The organism is Streptomyces violens, from assembly GCF_000717745.1.
Classification (GTDB): Bacteria; Actinomycetota; Actinomycetes; order Streptomycetales; family Streptomycetaceae; genus Streptomyces; species Streptomyces violens.
This window is the reverse complement of sequence record NZ_JOBH01000015.1, coordinates 109,543-127,725: the sequence shown is the minus strand read 5'-3', so window position 1 is coordinate 127,725 and position 18,183 is coordinate 109,543. Positions and strand designations below refer to the sequence as shown.

Sequence of the window (18,183 nt, the reverse complement as noted above, 5' to 3'; positions counted from 1 at the left end):
GTCAGATCGCCTCGCGGATTGCCTGCTCGAAGCCCTCGACGTGGCTGCGGGCCAGTTCGGCGGCCTTGTCCGGGTCGGCGGCCGTGATGGTGCGGAGCAGCGGGCCGTGCTCGCCGATGTGGCCCGCCATGCCGGGGAGGCGGTCGACGAAGAGACACCACACGCGGGTGGCGAGGTTGTCGTAGGCGACGAGGGTGTCTTCCAGGTACGGGTTGTGCGTGGCGGCGTAGATCGCGCGGTGCACCGCGAGGTCGAGGCGCATCAGGTCGTCGGGGCTGCGGCCCTGCTCGCCCGCGGTCTCCAGCTCCCGCAGCAGCTCGGTCAGCCGGGCGCGGTCCGCGGCGGTGGCGCGGCGGGCCGCCTGCGCCGCGGCCATCGGCTCCAGCTGCCGGCGGACCTCGGAGATGTGCGCGAGGTCGGTGATGTTGACCTCGGTGGCGAAGGTGCCGCGGCGGGGGAAGGTGGCGATCAGCCGCTCGTACTGGAGGCGTTTGAGCGCCTCGCGCACCGGGGTGCGGCCGAAGCCGAGGGACTGGGAGAGCTGGTCCTCGTTGATCGGCGCGCCGGGGCGGATGTCCAGCATGATCAGTCGGTCGCGGATGGCGCGGTACGCCTGCTCGGCGAGCGACAGCTCCTCTTGCCGCTCCTCTGACCTGGACTTCGGACCGCTCATCAAGCCACCTCTTGACCTGTTCTCCGGACTCACATACCTTACCGCACAGCATGATATATCAGTTGCTCTTCAGCTGGATTCTAGGAGTGCGCAGATGGCAGCGAATGCTTCGAACGCCCTCACGTCACCGCTCGGCGCGCTCGACCCCGAGGTCGCGGCCGCCGTCGGTGCCGAGCTCCACCGTCAGCAGTCGACCCTGGAAATGATCGCGTCGGAGAACTTCGCGCCGGCCGCCGTCATGGAGGCGCAGGGCTCGGTCCTGACCAACAAGTACGCCGAGGGGTACCCCGGCCGCCGCTACTACGGGGGCTGCGAGCACGTCGACGTGGTCGAGCAGATCGCGATCGACCGGATCAAGGAACTGTTCGGCGCCGAGGCCGCCAACGTGCAGCCGCACTCCGGCGCGCAGGCCAACGCCGCCGCGATGTTCGCGCTGCTCAAGCCGGGCGACACCATCCTCGGCCTGGACCTCGCGCACGGCGGGCACCTCACCCACGGCATGCGCATCAACTTCTCCGGCAAGCTCTACAACGTCGTCCCGTACCACGTCAGCAAGGACGACATGCGGATCGACATGGACGAGGTCGCACGACTCGCCCGTGAGCACCGGCCGAAGATGATCGTGGCGGGCTGGTCGGCGTATCCGCGCCAACTCGACTTCGCCGCCTTCCGCCGGATCGCGGACGAGGTCGGCGCGTACCTCATGGTCGACATGGCGCACTTCGCCGGGCTGGTCGCCACCGGGCTGCACCCCAGCCCCGTGCCGTACGCCGACGTCGTCACCACGACCACCCACAAGACGCTCGGCGGGCCGCGCGGCGGTGTGATCCTCTCCAAGGCGGAGCTCGCCAAGAAGATCAACTCGGCCGTCTTCCCCGGTCAGCAGGGCGGCCCGCTGGAGCATGTGATCGCCGCCAAGGCCGTGGCCTTCAAGGTCGCCGCCTCCGAGGAGTTCAAGGAGCGGCAGCGACGCACCCTGGAGGGCGCGCGCATCCTCGCCGGGCGGCTGCTCGCCGACGACGTCGCCGAGACCGGCGTCTCCGTGCTCACCGGCGGTACGGAGGTCCACCTCGTCCTCGTCGACCTGCGCGCCTCCGCCCTGGACGGACAGCAGGGCGAGGACCGGCTGCACCGCATCGGCATCACCGTCAACCGCAACGCCGTCCCCTTCGACCCCCGCCCCCCGATGGTCTCCTCCGGCCTGCGCATCGGCACCCCGGCGCTCGCCACCCGCGGCTTCGGGACCGAGGAGTTCCGCGAGGTCGCCGACATTATCGCGCAGACGCTGAAGGACGAGCCCGATGACGAGCGCGCCACCGCGCTGCGCGCCCGCGTCACCGCGCTCACCGACAAGTTCCCGCTGTACCCGGGCCTGAACGGAGCCACCGTATGAGCACGACGCCGTTGCCCGAGCACCCCGACCACCTCTGGCGCAACCCCGAACCCCGCTCCTCCTACGACGTCGTGATCGTCGGCGGCGGCGGACACGGCCTGGCCACCGCCTACTACCTCGCCAAGGTCCACGGCATCACCAACGTCGCCGTCCTGGAGAAGGGCTGGCTGGCGGGTGGCAACATGGCCCGCAACACCACGATCATCCGCTCCAACTACCTCTGGGACGAGAGCGCGGGGATCTACGAGCACGCCCTGAAGCTGTGGGAGGGGCTGCCCGAAGAGCTGGACTACGACTTCCTGTTCAGCCAGCGCGGCGTCCTCAACCTCGCGCACACCCTCCAGGACGTACGGGAAGGCGTCCGCCGCGTCGGTGCAAACAAGCTCAACGGCGTGGACGCGGAGTGGCTGGACCCGCAGCAGGTCGCCGAGGTCTGTCCGATCCTCAACGTCTCCACCGACACCCGCTATCCCGTACTCGGCGGCACCTACCAGCCCCGGGCCGGCATCGCCAAGCACGACCACGTCGCCTGGGCGCTGGCCCGCCGCGCCGACGAGATGGGCGTCGACATCATCCAGCACTGCGAGGTCACCGGCTTCGTGAAGGACGGCGACCGGGTCGTCGGCGTGGAGACCACCCGCGGGCGCATCAACGCCGGCCGGGTCGGCCTCGCGAGCTCGGGCCACAGCAGCGTCCTCGCCGAGAAGGCCGGCTTCCGGCTGCCCGTGCAGTCGCACCCGCTCCAGGCGCTCGTCTCCGAGCTGCACGAGCCGGTGCACCCGACCGTCGTGATGTCCAACCACGTGCATGTGTACGTCTCGCAGGCGCACAAGGGCGAGCTGGTGATGGGCGCGGGCGTCGACTCGTACAACGGGTACGGGCAGCGCGGCGCGTTCCACGTCATCGAGGAGCAGATGGCCGCGGCGGTGGAGCTGTTCCCGGTCTTCGCGCGCGCCCATGTGCTGCGCACGTGGGGCGGCATCGTCGATGTCACGCCGGACGCCTCGCCGATCATCGGCACCACGCCCGTGGAGAACATGTACGTCAACTGCGGCTGGGGGACCGGCGGTTTCAAGGCCACCCCGGCGGCCGGCTGGACCTTCGCGCACACCATCGCCACCGGCGCCCCGCACCCCCTCAACGCCCCCTTCGCCCTGGACCGCTTCGTCACGGGCGCCCTGATCGACGAACACGGCGCCGCTGCCGTGGCCCACTGAGAGGACGGCACGGTGCTCCGACTCAATTGCCCATGGTGCGGTCCCCGCGACGAGACCGAATTCCACTACGGGGGCCAGGCCCACGTCCCGTTCCCCGCCGATCCGCACGCGCTCGACGACCGGCAGTGGGCCGAGTACGTCTTCTACCGCGACAACCCCAAGGGCCCGTTCGCCGAGCGGTGGATGCACGCCACCGGCTGCCGCCGCTGGTTCAACGCCGTCCGCGACACCGCCACCTACCAGGTGCTGGCCACTTACCGGCTCGACGAGCCGCGCCCCGACGTCCTGTCCGAGGGAGGGAACCGATGACCGACCAGCACCGCCGCCTCCCGTTCAGAGGCCGCATCGACCGCACCACCCCGCTCCGCTTCACCGTCGACGGGCGCGAACTGACCGGCCACCCGGGCGACACGGTCGCCTCAGCGCTGCTCGCGGCGGGCGCCATGGAGGTCGCACCGTCGATCTACCGCGGCCGCCCCCGCGGCATCACCGCCGCCGGCGTCGAGGAGCCCAACGCGCTCCTTCAGCTCGCCGGGCCCTGCTCGGAAGGCATGCTCCCGGCCACCACCGTGGAGCTGTACGACGGACTGTCCGCCACCACCCTCTCCGGCCAGGGCCGGCTGGACCCCACCCCCGATCCCGCCGTGTACGACAAGAAGTACGTACACACCGACGTGCTGGTCATCGGCGCGGGCCCGGCCGGTCTCGCGGCCGCCGCCACCGCCTCGGCCACCGGCGCCCGAGTGATCCTCCTCGATGAACAGCCCGAATGCGGCGGCTCGTTGCTCTCCGGACGCGGCGAGACGGTCGGCGGCCGGGACGCGCTCGCCTGGGTACAGGAGACCCGGGCCGCGCTCGACGCGGCGCCCGAGACCGTCGTCCTCTCCCGTACGACCGCCTTCGGCTCGTACGACGACAACTACGTCCTCGCCGTGCAGCGCCGCACCGACCACCTCGGCGCCGATGCGCCCGAGGGCGTCTCGCGGCAGCGGCTGTGGCACATCAGGGCGGCACAGATCGTGCTGGCCACCGGCGCCCACGAACGGCCGCTGGTCTTCGCGGACAACGACCGCCCCGGTGTCATGCTCGCCTCCGCCGTCCGGACGTACCTCAACCGGTACGCCGTGGCGCCCGGCGCGCGCGTCGTCGTCACCACCACCAACGACAGCGCGTACGAGACGGCGGCCGACCTCTGCGCGGCCGGCATCGAGGTCGCGACCGTCGTCGACTCCCGTACCGAACTCTCGGACCGGGCAGGGGAGTTCGCCACGTCCACCGGGGTCGAGGTGCTGACCGGCAGCACGGTCACCGGCACCGCGGGGGACCCGCGGCTGACCGGCGTCACCGTGCGCGCCCTGGACGAGGACGGGCAACTGACGGGCCCCGCCCGGTCCTTCGACTGCGACCTGCTCGCGGTCTCCGGCGGCTGGAGCCCGGTCGTGCACCTGCACAGCCAGCGGCAGGGGAAGCTGCGCTGGGACGACGCTCTGGCGGGCTTCATACCGACGGAGCCGGTGCAGGGCCAGTGGCACGCCGGTGCGGTGTGCGGCACGTACGACCTGGCCGGCTGCGTCGCGGACGGCGCCAGGGCCGGGGCGCAGGCCGCCGCGGACGCCGGCTGCGCGGCCGATGTCCCGGCCGCGCGCACCCCGGAACCCCCGTCGCCCGTACGCCCCCTCTGGCTCGTCCCCGGCGAGGGCGACGACCCCGGCGCCTGGGACACCCACTTCGTCGACCTCCAGCGCGATGTGACCGTCGCCGACGTGCGGCGCTCCACCGGCGCCGGGATGCGCGGCGCCGAACACGTCAAGCGGTACACCTCACTCGGCACCGCCAACGACCAGGGCAAGACCTCCGGCGTCAACGCCATCGGCGTCATCGGGGAGTTGCTGAAGGAGGGGGACGCGCCCGTCTCGCCCGGTGCCATCGGGACGACGACCTACCGTGCCCCGTACACGCCCGTCTCCTTCGCGGCGCTCGCCGGGCGCGAGCGCGGCGAGCTCTTCGACCCCGAGCGCCGCACGGCCGTCCATGACTGGCACGTCGAGCACGGCGCCGAGTTCGAGGACGTCGGGCAGTGGAAGCGGCCGTGGTACTACCCGCAGCCCGGCGAGGACATGGACGCCGCGGTGCAGCGGGAATGCCGGGCGGCCCGCGAGGGTGTCGCCTTCATGGACGCCTCCACCCTCGGCAAGATCGAGATCTGGGGCTCGGACGCCGGTGAATTCCTCAACCGCATCTACACCAACGGCTTCAAGAAGCTGAAGCCCGGCTTCGCGCGCTACGGCGTGATGTGCAAGCCCGACGGCATGATCTTCGACGACGGAGTGACCCTGCGCGTCGCCGACGACCGCTACTTCATGACCACGACGACCGGCAACGCCGCGACCGTGCTGGACTGGCTGGAGGAGTGGCTGCAGACCGAGTGGCCCGAGCTGGACGTGAAGTGCACCTCGGTCACCGAGCAGTGGACCACGGTCGCCGTCGTCGGCCCGAAGTCGCGCGAGGTGATCGCCCGGGTCGCCCCGGACCTGGACGTCTCCAACGACGCGTTCCCCTTCATGACCTTCCGCGAGACCACCCTCGCCTCCGGCGTGCCGGCGCGGGTCTGCCGGATCTCCTTCTCCGGCGAGCTGGCCTTCGAGATCAACGTCTCGTCCTGGTACGGCCGGGCCGTCTGGGACGAGGTGTACGAGGCGGGCCGCCCGTACGGCATCACGCCGTACGGCACCGAGACCATGCACGTGCTGCGGGCCGAAAAGGGCTTCATTATCGTCGGCCAGGACACCGACGGCACGGTCACCCCGCAGGACGCCGGAATGTCCTGGGTGGTCTCCAAGCTGAAGGACTTCGTCGGCAAGCGCTCCTTCGCCCGGGCCGACACCACCCGCGCCGACCGCAAGCACCTGGTGGGCGTGCTCCCCACCGACCGCACCACGCGGCTCCCCGAAGGCACCCAACTCATCGACCAGGGCGTGCCCGTCACCCCCGAGGCCGGGCCCGTGCCGATGCTCGGTCATGTCACCTCCGCCTACTACAGCCCGGCGCTCGGCCGCCCGTTCGGCCTGGCGCTGGTCAAGTCGGGGCGCGACCGGATCGGCGAGACCCTGCTCGCCGTCGTCGGCGACGACCTCGTACCCGTCGAGGTCTCCGGACCCGTCCTCTACGACCCCGAAGGGACCAAGCGCGATGGCTGAGCCGACCGTCACCGACACCGCCCCGGGCCCCGCGGCGCTCCGCCGCAGCCCGCTCGCCCACCTCGCCGACCGGCTCCGCGACGCCACGGTCACCGGCCCGCGCGGCGTCTCGGTGAGCGAGTGGCCGTACACCACGATGCTGAGCCTGCGCGTCGAGCCGGGCTCGGCCGCCGCCGCGCGGATCGAGAAGTGCCTCGGCGCGGCGCTGCCCGCGCGCTGCGGGGAGACCGCGCCGGCCGGGCCGCGCACCACGCTGTGGCTCGGCCCGGACGAGTGGCTGGTGGTCGCGCCGCCCGGCACGGCCCCGCTCACCGCCGAACTCCACGAGGCGCTGGCCGGCGAGCCCGGCTCGGTCGTCGACGTGTCGGCCAACCGCACGGTCCTGGAGCTGCGCGGCCCCGCGGCCCGCGACGTCCTGGACAAGGGCTGCCCGCTCGACCTGCACCCGCGTGTCTTCACCCCCGGAGAGGCCGTCAGCACCCAGCTCGGCCCGGTCCCGGTGATTCTCTGGCGGACCGCCGAGGACACCTACCGTCTCCTCCCGCGCTCCTCCTTCGCCGACTATCTGGCGCGCTGGCTGATCGACGCGATGGGCGAGTACGCCCGGCCGGAGGTGACCTGACGGCACACCACTCCTTCGCGGTACTGCCACAGCCGGACAGCCAGCCGGGCAGTAAATAGCACGAAATGCCCTGAAATTCGGTCATACCATGTCATTCTGGAAAGGTGTGACATGGCATGACCGAAGGAAAGGGAACTCATGACTGGGCAGACGGCTTATGAGCCGGCTCAATAACCGGGCGGGCGTGGCCCTGGGCGTACTGCCGCTGCTCGGGATGCTGACCGCCGCGTGCTGGGCCGCGGCCCCCGAAGGGAAGCCGAGCGGCTTCTGGGTCGACCCGGACACCCCGGGCGCCCGGAAGGCCCGCGTACTGACCGAACGGGGACGGGAGCCGGAGGCGACCCTGCTGCGCCGGATCGCCGACCAGCCCGTGGCCGTCTGGCTCACCGAGGAGAACCCCGCACCCCGCGTGGCGCGCATCACCGAGCAGGCGGCGGGCGACAGCCGCGTCCCGATCTTCGTCGCCTACAACATCCCGCAGCGGGACTGCGGCCACTACTCGGCGGGCGGCGCCGGCAGCGACCGCGCCTACCGCGACTGGGTCGCCCGGCTGGCCAAGGGACTGGGCAACCGCAAGGCGGTCGTCGTACTGGAGCCGGACGCGGTGCCGCACACCGTCGCCGGCTGCCGCGACCGCACCCGCAACGACCGCCTGGCGCTGCTGAACGATGCGGTCCGGACACTCAAGGCACGCCCCGGTGCCTCGGTCTACGTGGACGCGGGCAACGCCTCCTGGATCAAGGACACCGACGCGCTCGCCAAGTACCTGGTGTCGGCGGGCGTCAAACGCGCGGACGGCTTCGCGCTCAACGTCTCCAACTTCCAGACCACCAAGGCGAGCGAGGAGTACGGCGACAAGGTCTCCAAGGCCCTCGGCGGCGTGCACTACGTCATCGACACCAGCCGCAACGGCAACGGCCCGCCCCCGGACACCCAGGACGAGGAGACCGGCGCGGAGCACTGGTGCAACCCGCCCGACCGCGCGCTCGGCACGCCCCCCACCACCCGTACCGGCCACCCGCTCGTGGACGCCTACCTGTGGATCAAGCGGCCCGGCGAGTCGGACGGCACCTGCCGCGGCGGCCCCCCGGCAGGCCAGTGGTGGACCGACTACGCGCTGCGGCTCGCCAGTGCCGCCAGGGAAAACCTGCCGGGTCAGGAGGAGGCCGCCCAGGAGGAGTCCGCGACACCGGCCGGCACCGCGTCGCCGTCCCAGGCCGCCGCAGCGCCCTCCCCGGCGGCCGAGTCACCGTCTCCGGCCGCCGCGTCGCCGTCTCCATCGGCCACAACTCCGTCCCCGACCGCCTCGCCGGTCACTACTTCACATGCACCCACTTCGCCTGCGACGGAGTCCCCCGCGAGTCAGTGAGGAAGAGCATGTACCAGCCCCGCGGCACCAGCGAATGGCTCTTGGGCACGCGCACCGACAGCGTGCTGCCGCGGCGCTCGAAGTCCAGCGCCACCGACCGCTGCTCCACATCGGTGACATGGGTGACGGCGCTGGGCCGCATCAGCCGGGCGGTCTTCACCTTCCCGGCGCCGGCCACGGTGAAGCGGGTGGTCTTCCCCCGCTTCACCTCGGTCGGGCCGTGCGCCGCCGCGGGCCGCGCGCGGTCGTAGCGGTACGGCGGCGTGTAGACCTCGATGCGCTTCTCGAACTCCCCGCCCTTGGTGTTCGCGCGGTCCGAGAACAGCGGGTCGGAACCGAAGACCGCGATCCGCCCGTCGGGCAGCAGCAGCGCCTCGGAGTGGTAGTTGCGGCCCACGGCCGGGTCCGCCGCCTTGGTGAACGCGCGCGTCCGCGGGTCGAAGATCTGGGCCTTGTGGTTGTCGCTGGCGCCCTTGCCGCGGTAGTCGCCGGACCCGCCGCTGGTGAACACCTTGTCGTCCGGTGTGAGCACCGCGTTCAGGTAGCGGGTGCCCTCGGTGAGGTCGGGCCCGGGACGGTACTCCGGGTCCTTCTTGGTGAGGTCCACCAGCGCGGTGCGGGCTGTGGACTTCGGTGACTCGCCGACGCCGCCCCCGCCGAGGACCATCACCTGCTGCTTCTGGGCGGGCGGCAGCAGCACGGAGGCGGAGGTCTCGATCAGTTCGGGGTCCGTCAGGCCGGGCACCGGCTTGAAGGTGTTCTTCTTGACGTTCCAGATGCCGGGCGTGCGGCCCTTGTCGGCCGGGCCGTAGCCGGCGTTGGAGCCGGAGTAGAAGAGCTTGCCGTCGCCGGTGAGGAAGAGCGCCGGGTAGGTCGGGAAGTAGCGGTGCGGCCCCTTGGACCACTTGCGGGTCTTCGGGTCGTAGATCTCGTTCTTGCCCGGGATGATCTCGCCCATGTCGTCGAGCCCGGACACCGAGAGGACCTTGCCGCTCTTCAGGGTGACCAGCGTCGGGTACCAGCGCGCCTCGTTCATCGGGTCGACGCGGAGGTACCGCTCGGCGACCGGGTCGAACTCGTACGTGTCCTTCAGGCCCTGGAAGTCCTTCTTGTCCAGGCCGAGCTTGGTCGCCAGACCGTAGTGGTTACGGGCGTCCGCGCCCTTGAGCCCCTTGATGCTGTACTGCGCGGCCGTGTTCGTCACCCCGGCCCGGCCGCGCCGCACGGCCTCGACGTACACCCGCGCCTCGCGCGCGCTGACCCGCATCTTGCCGCTCCCGTCACGGGCGGCCTTCTTCTTGGCGCGCGGCACCACCACCGGGAACTGCGAGCGGTACTCCAGGCCGTCCGGATTGCGGAAGACGGTGCCCTTGGGCAGGGTCTTCGGCTTGTCGGGGTCCTCGTTCTTCACGACCATCAGGCCGCCGGCCCGAGTGACGTCGCCCTTGAGCTTCTCGTACCGGCGGGTGCCGCCCGCCACCAGCAGCTTGCCGTCCGGCAGCTGGGCGTGGCCGGCGCAGAACATGTCCTCCGGCGTGTCGATCTCCTTGAAGGTGTTCTTGACCGGGTCCCACAACACGCTCTGGAACGTGCCGGCGTCGAAGTTCTTCTCGTCGTTGCCGGACCCGGCGATCATCAGCACCTTGCCGGTGTGCAGCAGCGCGGCGTGGATGGTGTTGATCCGGAAGCGCTCCGGCACGTCCACCAGGTCCCAGTGCCCGTACCGCGCCTTGTACGACGGCTGGTTGATCTTGTAGTCGTGGTACTTGTGCTCGGCATAGCCGATGACGGCCGGCGCGTTCATCGCGCCGACCGCGCTCAGGGCGACGGCCCCGACCGCCACCTTGCGGGTACGGGGACTGGGTCGGTATCGCACGGTGCGAGCCTCCTGACGGTGGGACGAGGGCGGGCAGAGCCGGTCAGGCCGGTGGGGGCGGCGGGTCGGCTCCGTCGACGCACGGCAGGCCGTCGCCGGTGTCGGGGCGCTGCAGGTACTCCTCCACCGCCCACCGGCTCGAAGCCACCTTGACCAGGTCCTTCAGCCGTGCGGCCGAGGGCCCGCAGCAGACGTAGTACGCCATTCCGTGCGGGTCGCCGCCGGTCCGCCGGGCCAGCACCCAGCGCCCGAACCCGTCCTGCCGGGGCGGGCGGATCATGACGCGCGCCCAGGCGCAGTCCCGGTCGTGCTGGTTGTCGGCGCCGCCCGGCACGCTTTTCCACGCTTGCACGGGCAGGGTGGTGACCAGCGCGTCCACGCGTGCGTCGGCCCCGTCGGCCGTGTGCACCGTGTCGTGGGCCCGGACGGGCAGCACGTACGGGATGCGGGACTCCTCCATCCAGTCGCGGAGCGGCCGGTCCCGCCCGTAGCCGGCGTCGGCGGTGACCCAGGAGAACGGGGCCTTCGTGTCGAGGGCGTGCTGCAGCAGCCGCCGGAAGTCGTCGGAGGAGGGCGCCGTGGGATCGGTGGGCTGCTCCGGCACTTCCGCCTGCTCCTGCTGTGCCGGCTGCTCCCGCTGCGCTGTCTGCTCCGGCTGTGCCGGCTGCGCCCGTTGTGCCGGACATTTCGCGCGGCGTCGTTCGTGGGCCGCCGTCCAGCGCCAGACGACCAGCGGGGCGAGAGAGACGACCAGCGCGATCGAGGCCCAGGTGCGCATGGCCGCGTGGGTGTTGTTCAGGAACACCGAGGCGATCAGCGTCGTGGCGAACAGTCCGGCCCACAGCAGATGGGTGGTGAAGGTACGCAGGCGATCCGGGTCGGCCGCGTCGCCCTTCGACGTGACGATGAAGCCGGCCTTCCGCCGCAGGACCGCGCCTGTGAAGGAGCGGGCGTACAGCGGCGCGGACATCGCGGACATCGCCATGCCGGCGACGCCCGAGGAGCCCTCCGGCTCGTGCGGACTGACGTTGTGCCGCCGGTTCCACATGTACAGCCCGATCTGCAGGGCCGCGGCGTCGCTGTACAGCATCATCCACATCTGCGACTCGACCTGGACGCCGGAGGAGCCGAGACAGAGGAACAGCGCGCAGGAGAGGGCGCCGATCATCCAGTTCACCGCGGAGATCGGATAGTAGGTCACCATCAGCGCGTAATTGAGCGCCTGACCGGGGGTGAGGCGGAAGGCGGCCCGCCCGAACTGGCGGAAAAGCGTTTCGTAGGTGCCGCGGCTCCAGCGGAGCTGCTGGTTGAAGAAGTCGCTCCAGGTGGCCGGCCCCTCGCCCACGGCCAGTACATCGGGGGTGTAGACCGAACGCCAGGGCCGGCCGGTGTCGGGGTTGTGCCGGCGGTGGATCTCCAGCCCGGTGGCCATGTCCTCGGTGATGGAGTCGTAGAAACCGCCGGCCTGCCGCAGGGCGCTGATCCGGACGCAGTTGTTGGTGCCGACGAACATGGGCGAGCCATAGGCGTTCCCGGCGCGCTGGATCAGCGCGTGGAAGAGGAATTGCTGGCTCTCCGACGCCCTGGCGACCGCGCTGTCGTCATTCCCGTAGACCTGGGGCCCGACGACGAAGGCCACATCGGGGTCCTGGAAGAAGCCCATCATGCGTTCGAGGTACGCGGGCAGCGGGACATGGTCGGTGTCGACGCCCGCCATGAATTCATACGCGTCGCCGTGCGCGTCCAGCCAGGAGTTGTAGTTGCCGTGCTTGGTCTTCGCACGGAACGGCCCGGACGGCTGGTTCCATTTCTCCTCGCCTTTGCGGGAGAAGTGCCGCACGCCCAGTTCCTCGCACAGCCGCCGCATCTCGGGGGTGTTTCCCTCGTCCAGCAGCCACACGTCCAGCGGGCCGTCGTGCCGGAGCGCGATGGCGCCCTCCAGCGTGGCCCGGACCATCTCCTCGGGCTCCTTGCCGGGGACGAAGGTGGTCAGGAACGCCACCCGGGTACCGGACGCGGGAGTGACCGGCACGGGGTCCCGGGCGACGAGCGTGGCGTGCGCGATGGAGATGACGTTCAGGACGCGGAAGCTCTCCAGCAGGCCGATGGAGACGAGCATGACCAGGTCGGCGGCCGTCTCCCAGCCCGCCACGCCCTCGCGGTGCACCCAGTGCGGGGGCTGCAGGAGCCAGATGAGCAGCGCGAGCGAGGCGAGGGGCGCCCCGATCAGCAGCAGGGCCGTCCACACCCGGTGCGAGCCGCTGCTCAGCAGGGATCGGTACTGCACCCGGTAATGCGCGGGATCGGGGTGCGGTGGAGTGAGCGGACCGGCCAGCCGGCTGAATTTCTCGTAGTCATAACGAGGGACGGACGGTGCGTCGTCAACGGGAGAGGAAATCTCGGTTTCCGCATCCTCCCCTTGTTCTGGACGACTGGTGACCGCTACCGACGGGTGGCCACCGTGCTGATCCATGGCAGTTTTCCGCGAGAACGCCACGCTACCCCTCGTCACATATGTAGCTAATAGGTCGAACGGGCCACTAAAACGCTAAGCTAACAAACCTTCTGTATGCCGGAGAGTTGACCGTTCCCGCAGGGCGCCCGAATGGCGGCAGGGATGTCGGCCGCGTGGGCGTCGAGTTCTGAATTTCCGTGCGCCCGAACAGGTGAAAATCTTCGATCTCCGCAACTTTGGGCCCGTTCATCCCGATCAAGAGGGGGAAGGGGGACGGCAGTACGGCCGCCTCCCACGCGCTTTACGAAAGGCCAGTTGTCATGTCACGAATGGCGAAGCTCACCGCTCTCACGGCGCTCGCGGCCACTGCCGTCCTCGGTGGGGCGACGACCGCTTCTGCCCACAACGGCGGGAACGGCGGTGGCGCCGGTGCCGCCGCCGCGGCGTCGAATTCCCCCGGTGTGGTGTCGGGCAACGCGATCCAGGTGCCGATCAGCATCCCGATCAACGCCTGCGGCAACACCGTCAACATCATCGGCTTGCTGAACCCGGCCTTCGGCAATACCTGCGTCAACGGCAACACCGGTCAGCAGAACGACCACCACAACAACAACCACCACCACAACAACCACCACAACAACGGGCGCTGAGACCGGCCCGTCCGCGCCCGCTCCCGTCCGGTGTTCCCAGCCCGGCACCGGACGGGACGGGCCGGCCGCTCACTCCAGCCGGCCGAAGCGGCGGGCGGCCCACGCCAGTCCGCCCGCGCCCATCAGGGCCAGGACGAGGAGTTCGAGGAGGGCCGGGGGCTGCCGGCCCGCCCAGCGGACGCCGGTGGTGGCGAGGGTGCCCGGGACGTACCCCTCGATGCTGCGGCGCAGCACGTCGACGGCGTAGGCCAACGGGTTGACGGCGGCCAGTTGGGTGAGCCAGCCGGGCAGGGCGGTCAGCGGGAAGAACGCCCCGGAGAGGAACAGCAGCGGCATCAGGGCCAGGCTGAGCAGGGTGTGGAAGGACTCGACGCCGCGGATGCCGATGGCCAGCGCCGCCGTCAGGGCGGTGAGCATGAACGCCGTGAGCGCCAGCGTGGCCAGCAACGAGAGCAGCAGCAGCGGGTGGAACGGCAGCCCCGCGAGGGATCCAGCGGCCAGCAGGACCGCGCCCTGCGCGCTCGCCACCGCGGTACCGCCCAGGCAGTGCCCGTACAGCAGGCTGGAGCGGCGTACGGGGGCCATCAGCGTCTCGCGGAGGTAGCCGCTCTCCCGGTCGGTGATCAGACGCATCCCGACGGTCAGCGCGGGGGTCTGCACGGTCATCACCAGGACGCCGGGGAAGAGGTACGTGCGGTAGTCGCCGCCGACCGCCGTCGCGGGGACCAGGGCGGCCAGGCCGCCGCCGAGCAGCACCAGGAACAGCAGGGGCTGCGCCAGCATCACGACGGTCTGCAGGGGCTGGCCGAACATGCGCAGCAGGTCGCGGAGGACCAGGGCGTGCACGGCGCGCAGCTCGCGCAGCAGGGCGCCCGGCGGAGCGGCGACCGCTGCCGTCACGGCCGGTTCCCGTCGCCGCCGAGGGGGGCACCCGGAGGGGTGATGCGCCGCCCGGTGTGGTGGAAGAAGACGTCGTCCAAGGTCGGTTCCGTGAGGGAGACGGCGTGTACGGCGACGCCGCGGGCGGCCAGCGCGGCACACAGCCGGGGGATCTGCCGGGGGCCCGCCGCCACGGCCACGGTCAGCCCTTCGGGCGCGGTGACCGGCCGCAGGCCGAGGTCCTCGCGCAGCGCGGCCGCCGCCGCGGCGTCGTCGCCGGTGCGCACACGCAGGCGGTCGTCGCCGATCGCGGCCTTCAGGGCCGCCGGGGTGCCCTCGGCGACGACGCGGCCGCGGTCGAGGATGGCGACGCGGTCGCAGTGTTCGGCCTCGTCCAGGTAATGCGTGGTGACGAAGACAGTGGTGTTCCGGTGGGCGCGGAGCCGCGCCAGGTGGTCCCAGACCTGGGCCCGGGAGTGCGGATCGAGGCCGACGGTCGGCTCGTCGAGGAAGAGTACGCCCGGTTCGTGCAGCAGGGCGCGGGCGATCTCCAGACGGCGGCGCAGCCCGCCGGAGAGCGTGCGCACACGGTGCCGGCGGCGCTCGGTCAGCCCGGTCAGTTCCAGCAGTGCGGCGCTGCGCGCCCGGGACCGCGCGCGGGGCAGGCCGTACAGGCGGGCGTGCAGGTAGAGGTTGCGTTCCAGGGTGAGGTCCGGGTCGACCGCGCTCTGCTGGAACAGCAGGCCGACGCCGCGCCGTACTTGCTGCTGCTGGGTGCGTACGTCGGCCCCGGCGACCACGGCCCGGCCGGAGGTGGGGCGGGCCAGGGCGCACAGCATCGCGATGGTGGTGGTCTTGCCGGCGCCGTTGGGCCCGAGGAATCCGAAGGTCTCCCCGGGACGCACGTGGAGGTCCACTCCGCACACCGCCTCGGCATCGGCATAACGCTTGGTCAGGCCATGGGCGCAGATCGCGTACCGCCCGGTGTGGCCGGCCCGGTCCCCGGCGCTGTCGGAGGCTTCCTTTTGACGCGGCACCTTTCACCCCGCAGCATAGAAACAAAGGTGAAAAATCACCTTATACGGCGCGTCCTGTCTGATGGGCGCCAACACGAGTGCAGAAAGAAGGTGACGACGATGCGCCTGCCGTACACCCCTCCGACGGTCGTCCGCATGGGACGGGTCGAAGAGCTGACCGGACAGCTGCGTAACGGCGTTCCCGATCTGCTCGGACACGGCAACATCCTCTGACCGTCCGTTGCCCGGAGGCGGAGCATCGCTCCGCCTCCGGCCCATGAGGTGGTGTGATGGTGGGCGGAGACGACGAAGCGGGGCAGGACTTCACCGAGTACTTCACCGAGTTCCCCGGCTGCTCCGGGCGGATCGCCGTGGGCATGCACACGATCGAGCAAGGCTGCGTACCGTTCGACGCCCGCCCCGCGCACCCGCCACCGGGCAGCCACGTCCACCAGTGGCTGCCGGCCGGCACGGCCCCTGCGCCGGCCTCCGTACGAGAGCCGGTCCCCGGCGTCTTCCTGCTGCTGGCGGGCCCGTTGGGCAGGCCGCTCGCCGCGGCCCGTGCGCAGCGGCTGGTCCGCGAGGTGGTACGCGGTCGCCACGCCGCACTCCGGGAGCTGCCCGCGGAACTCTCCGGTGCGCTCGCGACAGCGCGGCGCGTCATCCTCTTCCGCGGCGTGTGCAGCGCCGAGCAGCTCTTCTTCCGCGCGGCGAACGGACGGACCCAGTGGTCGAGCGACCCGCGCGAGCTGCTCGACGGCCCACCGGAGTTCGACCGGGAGACGCTGTGGCGCGCCTGCCGGGGTGAGGACGTCTTCGTCTACCCCGGCCTCGAACGGCTGCTCCCCGGCCGGCTCGCCGTCCTGGACGGCTGGTCCACGCGCACCGAGACCTACGAGCGGATCACCCCGCTGCCGCTGCCCCGCCGTACGACACTGCGACAGTACGCCGACCTCGCCTACGAGTCGCTGCTCGCCGAGACGCGGCCCTACGCGGCCGCCGGCCGCATCGGCGTGCTGCTCTCCGGAGGCGTGGACTCCGCCACCGTGCTCGCCGCGCTCACCGACCACGGCGCCGATGTCGTCGCGTACCACATGCGCAGCACCGACCCGCTCGCCGACGAGTCCCCGCGGGCCCGCGAGGTGTGCCGGCGCCTGTCGGTCCCGCTGGTGACGGTGGACCCGCCGGACCAGGACGCCTCCTACTTCCCCGACGCGCGGGACTTCCCGCTGCCCTTCAACCACGTCTGGTTCCGCCGCCTGGAACTGACGGCCCGCCGGATCGCGGCGGACGGCGTGCGCACGGTCCTCTCCGGCCTGGACGGGGACGTCGTCTTCGGCCCGCTGCGGTACGGCCTGTACGACGTCGCCGTCGCCGACGCGCCCTGGCGGGAACGCGCGGCAATGGTCAACGGGCTGCTCAGTTCACGATGGGAGCTGAGTCGCATCCTCCGCAGCCTCCACCCCGGCCGCTCCCTCTACGAGGACCCCGAAGCGAGTGCCGAGACCGCGCGCGCGAGCGACTTCCTCGCCACCGTCCCCGGCGCCGCCGCCCTGCCGTACGACCCGGACTCGGCAGCGCAGGAACACACCCTCAACCTCACTGTCTGGCGCCCGTACGGCCTGCACTGCGCCAAGCCGTGGGGCGGCAGACGGCCGCGCCGGCTGGCGGCCCGGCTGCCGAACGCCTACCGGGTCGTCCCGTACGCCGGGCGCACCATCGACAAACCCGTGCTGCGGCTGGCCGCGGCCCGCCGCGTCCCCTCCTGCGTCTGGCGCCACTACGGGCGGGACTGGCTCGGCTCCCCGGACGAGACATGGTGCCTGCGCCACCCGGACGCCCTCGCCGACGTACTGGGCGGCCCCGACGCGCGGCTGACCGCCCTCGGTGTCGTCGACCCGGGACGCCTCGCGGCCGTCCTCGCCGACCCCCGCGCGCTGCGCCACAACGCCGAAAGCCTGCTGTGCACGGCCATGGTCGAGCTGTTCCTGCGCGACCTGGCCGACCGGACCGAGCCGACAGGGGACCTCCGATGCCGCTGATCCGTCTTGCCGAACAGACCGTCTTCGACGCCGCCGACGGCACGGGCGTCCTCATGGACACCGCCGAGGGCGTCTACTTCGAACTGAACCCCACCGCCACCCTCATGCTCCAGGCAGCCCTCCGCTTCGACACGGCCGACGAAGCCGTGCGCCACCTCGCGGAGGGCATCGACGCCGGCGAGAGCGAACTCCACGAGGGCATCAGGTCGCTCGCCGCCCAACTCGCGGAGAGCCGCCTCATCGAGCCCACGGGCACGGCACCGTGAACCACCGGGCGACCCGGGACTGGGCCTTCCTGCTGTGGGGCGCCGACGCCGATGGGCCCGTGCCCGGTACGTCCCGGCGGGCCCGGCTGACCGCCGCCGTGCGCACGGCACGGGCGCTGCGGACCCTGCGCCGGCACGGCTGGGGAGCCGCACAGTCCTGCCTGCGGGACGCGCGGGCCGCCCCGCGCGCCCACCGCCGCCTCCCGGGCGACACGGCGGTCCGCGTCGCCCGCCGCGAACTGCCGCGCTGCCAGCTCGTCGTACGGCTGGCCGAGCCCGACGCGCTGTGCCTGGCCCGGTCGTTCGCCCTCGCCGTCTACCTGTCGGCGCTCGGGCTCCCGGCCGAGACCGTCATCGCCCGGCAGCGGTCGTCGATCGGCGCGCGCTTCGGCTTCCACTCCTGGACCGAACTGCACGGCCAGGTGCTCAACGACATCCCGGGCGTGCAGAGCGGCCACACCGTACTCCAGCGGGTCCGGTGCGCCGCGCTGTCACCGGGCGGGCCGTGACCCGGACCTTCGCTGACGT

General features: G+C 71.6%; 16 protein-coding genes. 11 read left to right on the top strand and 5 right to left on the bottom strand.

Features of this window, described 5'->3' with window-relative positions; translation table 11 throughout:
• Position 1: 1 nt before the first annotated feature.
• Positions 2–673 carry a GntR family transcriptional regulator gene (locus tag IF04_RS0127205; protein ID WP_051831605.1) on the bottom strand — a complete coding sequence of 224 codons (672 nt, stop codon included), beginning with the start codon at positions 671–673 and terminating at the stop codon, positions 2–4.
• Positions 674–767: 94 nt separating this feature from the next.
• Here IF04_RS0127205 and glyA point away from each other — a divergent pair, with 94 nt between their 5' ends.
• The 6 genes from glyA (at position 768) to IF04_RS0127175 (ending at position 8,471) form a co-directional block, all read left to right on the top strand.
• Positions 768–2,066, top strand: a complete 1,299-nt coding sequence (glyA, locus tag IF04_RS0127200; protein WP_030263407.1) for a serine hydroxymethyltransferase — start codon at positions 768–770, stop codon at positions 2,064–2,066.
• Positions 2,063–3,283 carry a sarcosine oxidase subunit beta family protein gene (locus IF04_RS0127195; protein ID WP_030263405.1) on the top strand — a complete coding sequence of 407 codons (1,221 nt, stop codon included), beginning with the start codon at positions 2,063–2,065 and terminating at the stop codon, positions 3,281–3,283. The genes glyA and IF04_RS0127195 overlap by 4 nt, the downstream gene beginning before the upstream one ends.
• A gap of 12 nt (positions 3,284–3,295) precedes the next feature.
• Positions 3,296–3,592 carry a sarcosine oxidase subunit delta gene (locus IF04_RS0127190; RefSeq protein WP_030263402.1) on the top strand — a complete coding sequence of 99 codons (297 nt, stop codon included), beginning with the start codon at positions 3,296–3,298 and terminating at the stop codon, positions 3,590–3,592.
• Complete coding sequence (locus IF04_RS0127185; protein ID WP_030263400.1) at positions 3,589–6,480, top strand: sarcosine oxidase subunit alpha family protein; 2,892 nt, start codon at positions 3,589–3,591, stop codon at positions 6,478–6,480. Before IF04_RS0127190 ends, IF04_RS0127185 begins: the two co-directional genes overlap by 4 nt.
• Positions 6,473–7,102: a sarcosine oxidase subunit gamma gene (locus IF04_RS0127180; protein ID WP_030263398.1), complete on the top strand. Its 630-nt coding sequence runs from the start codon at positions 6,473–6,475 to the stop codon at positions 7,100–7,102. The genes IF04_RS0127185 and IF04_RS0127180 overlap by 8 nt, the downstream gene beginning before the upstream one ends.
• A 157-nt stretch (positions 7,103–7,259) precedes the next feature.
• On the top strand, positions 7,260–8,471 hold the full coding sequence (locus tag IF04_RS0127175) for a glycoside hydrolase family 6 protein (protein WP_063829530.1): 1,212 nt from the start codon (positions 7,260–7,262) through the stop codon (positions 8,469–8,471).
• Here the strand turns inward: IF04_RS0127175 and glxA are convergent.
• A complete protein-coding gene (glxA, locus tag IF04_RS0127170; protein ID WP_030263392.1) occupies positions 8,419–10,347 on the bottom strand; it encodes a radical copper oxidase GlxA in 1,929 nt (642 codons plus the stop codon). The two genes, IF04_RS0127175 and glxA, sit on opposite strands and share 53 nt — an antisense overlap.
• Before the next feature lie 43 nt (positions 10,348–10,390).
• Positions 10,391–12,820, bottom strand: a complete 2,430-nt coding sequence (locus tag IF04_RS0127160; protein WP_078600858.1) for a glycosyltransferase family 2 protein — start codon at positions 12,818–12,820, stop codon at positions 10,391–10,393.
• Between the two features lie 311 nt (positions 12,821–13,131).
• Here IF04_RS0127160 and IF04_RS0127155 point away from each other — a divergent pair, with 311 nt between their 5' ends.
• Entirely contained in the window at positions 13,132–13,452 is a 321-nt protein-coding gene (locus IF04_RS0127155) for a chaplin family protein (RefSeq protein ID WP_051831604.1), read from the top strand.
• A gap of 69 nt (positions 13,453–13,521) precedes the next feature.
• On the opposite strand, the gene IF04_RS0127150 is transcribed toward IF04_RS0127155, so the two are convergent.
• Entirely contained in the window at positions 13,522–14,352 is an 831-nt protein-coding gene (locus tag IF04_RS0127150) for an ABC transporter permease (protein WP_078600856.1), read from the bottom strand.
• Positions 14,349–15,368, bottom strand: a complete 1,020-nt coding sequence (locus IF04_RS0127145; RefSeq protein ID WP_051831603.1) for an ABC transporter ATP-binding protein — start codon at positions 15,366–15,368, stop codon at positions 14,349–14,351. The genes IF04_RS0127150 and IF04_RS0127145 overlap by 4 nt, the downstream gene beginning before the upstream one ends.
• Positions 15,369–15,467: 99 nt before the next feature.
• Here IF04_RS0127145 and IF04_RS38885 point away from each other — a divergent pair, with 99 nt between their 5' ends.
• The 4 genes from IF04_RS38885 to IF04_RS38435 are packed head-to-tail and all read left to right on the top strand — an operon-like array spanning position 15,468 to position 18,164.
• Positions 15,468–15,581, top strand: a complete 114-nt coding sequence (locus IF04_RS38885) for a lasso RiPP family leader peptide-containing protein (protein WP_157847714.1) — start codon at positions 15,468–15,470, stop codon at positions 15,579–15,581.
• Positions 15,582–15,637: 56 nt separating this feature from the next.
• Positions 15,638–17,389, top strand: coding sequence for an asparagine synthase-related protein (locus IF04_RS0127135; protein ID WP_030263378.1), 1,752 nt, complete (start codon positions 15,638–15,640; stop codon positions 17,387–17,389).
• Complete coding sequence (locus IF04_RS38440; protein WP_030263376.1) at positions 17,380–17,655, top strand: PqqD family protein; 276 nt, start codon at positions 17,380–17,382, stop codon at positions 17,653–17,655. Before IF04_RS0127135 ends, IF04_RS38440 begins: the two co-directional genes overlap by 10 nt.
• Positions 17,652–18,164, top strand: coding sequence for a lasso peptide biosynthesis protein (locus IF04_RS38435; RefSeq protein WP_030263374.1), 513 nt, complete (start codon positions 17,652–17,654; stop codon positions 18,162–18,164). Before IF04_RS38440 ends, IF04_RS38435 begins: the two co-directional genes overlap by 4 nt.
• Positions 18,165–18,183 lie beyond the last annotated feature (19 nt).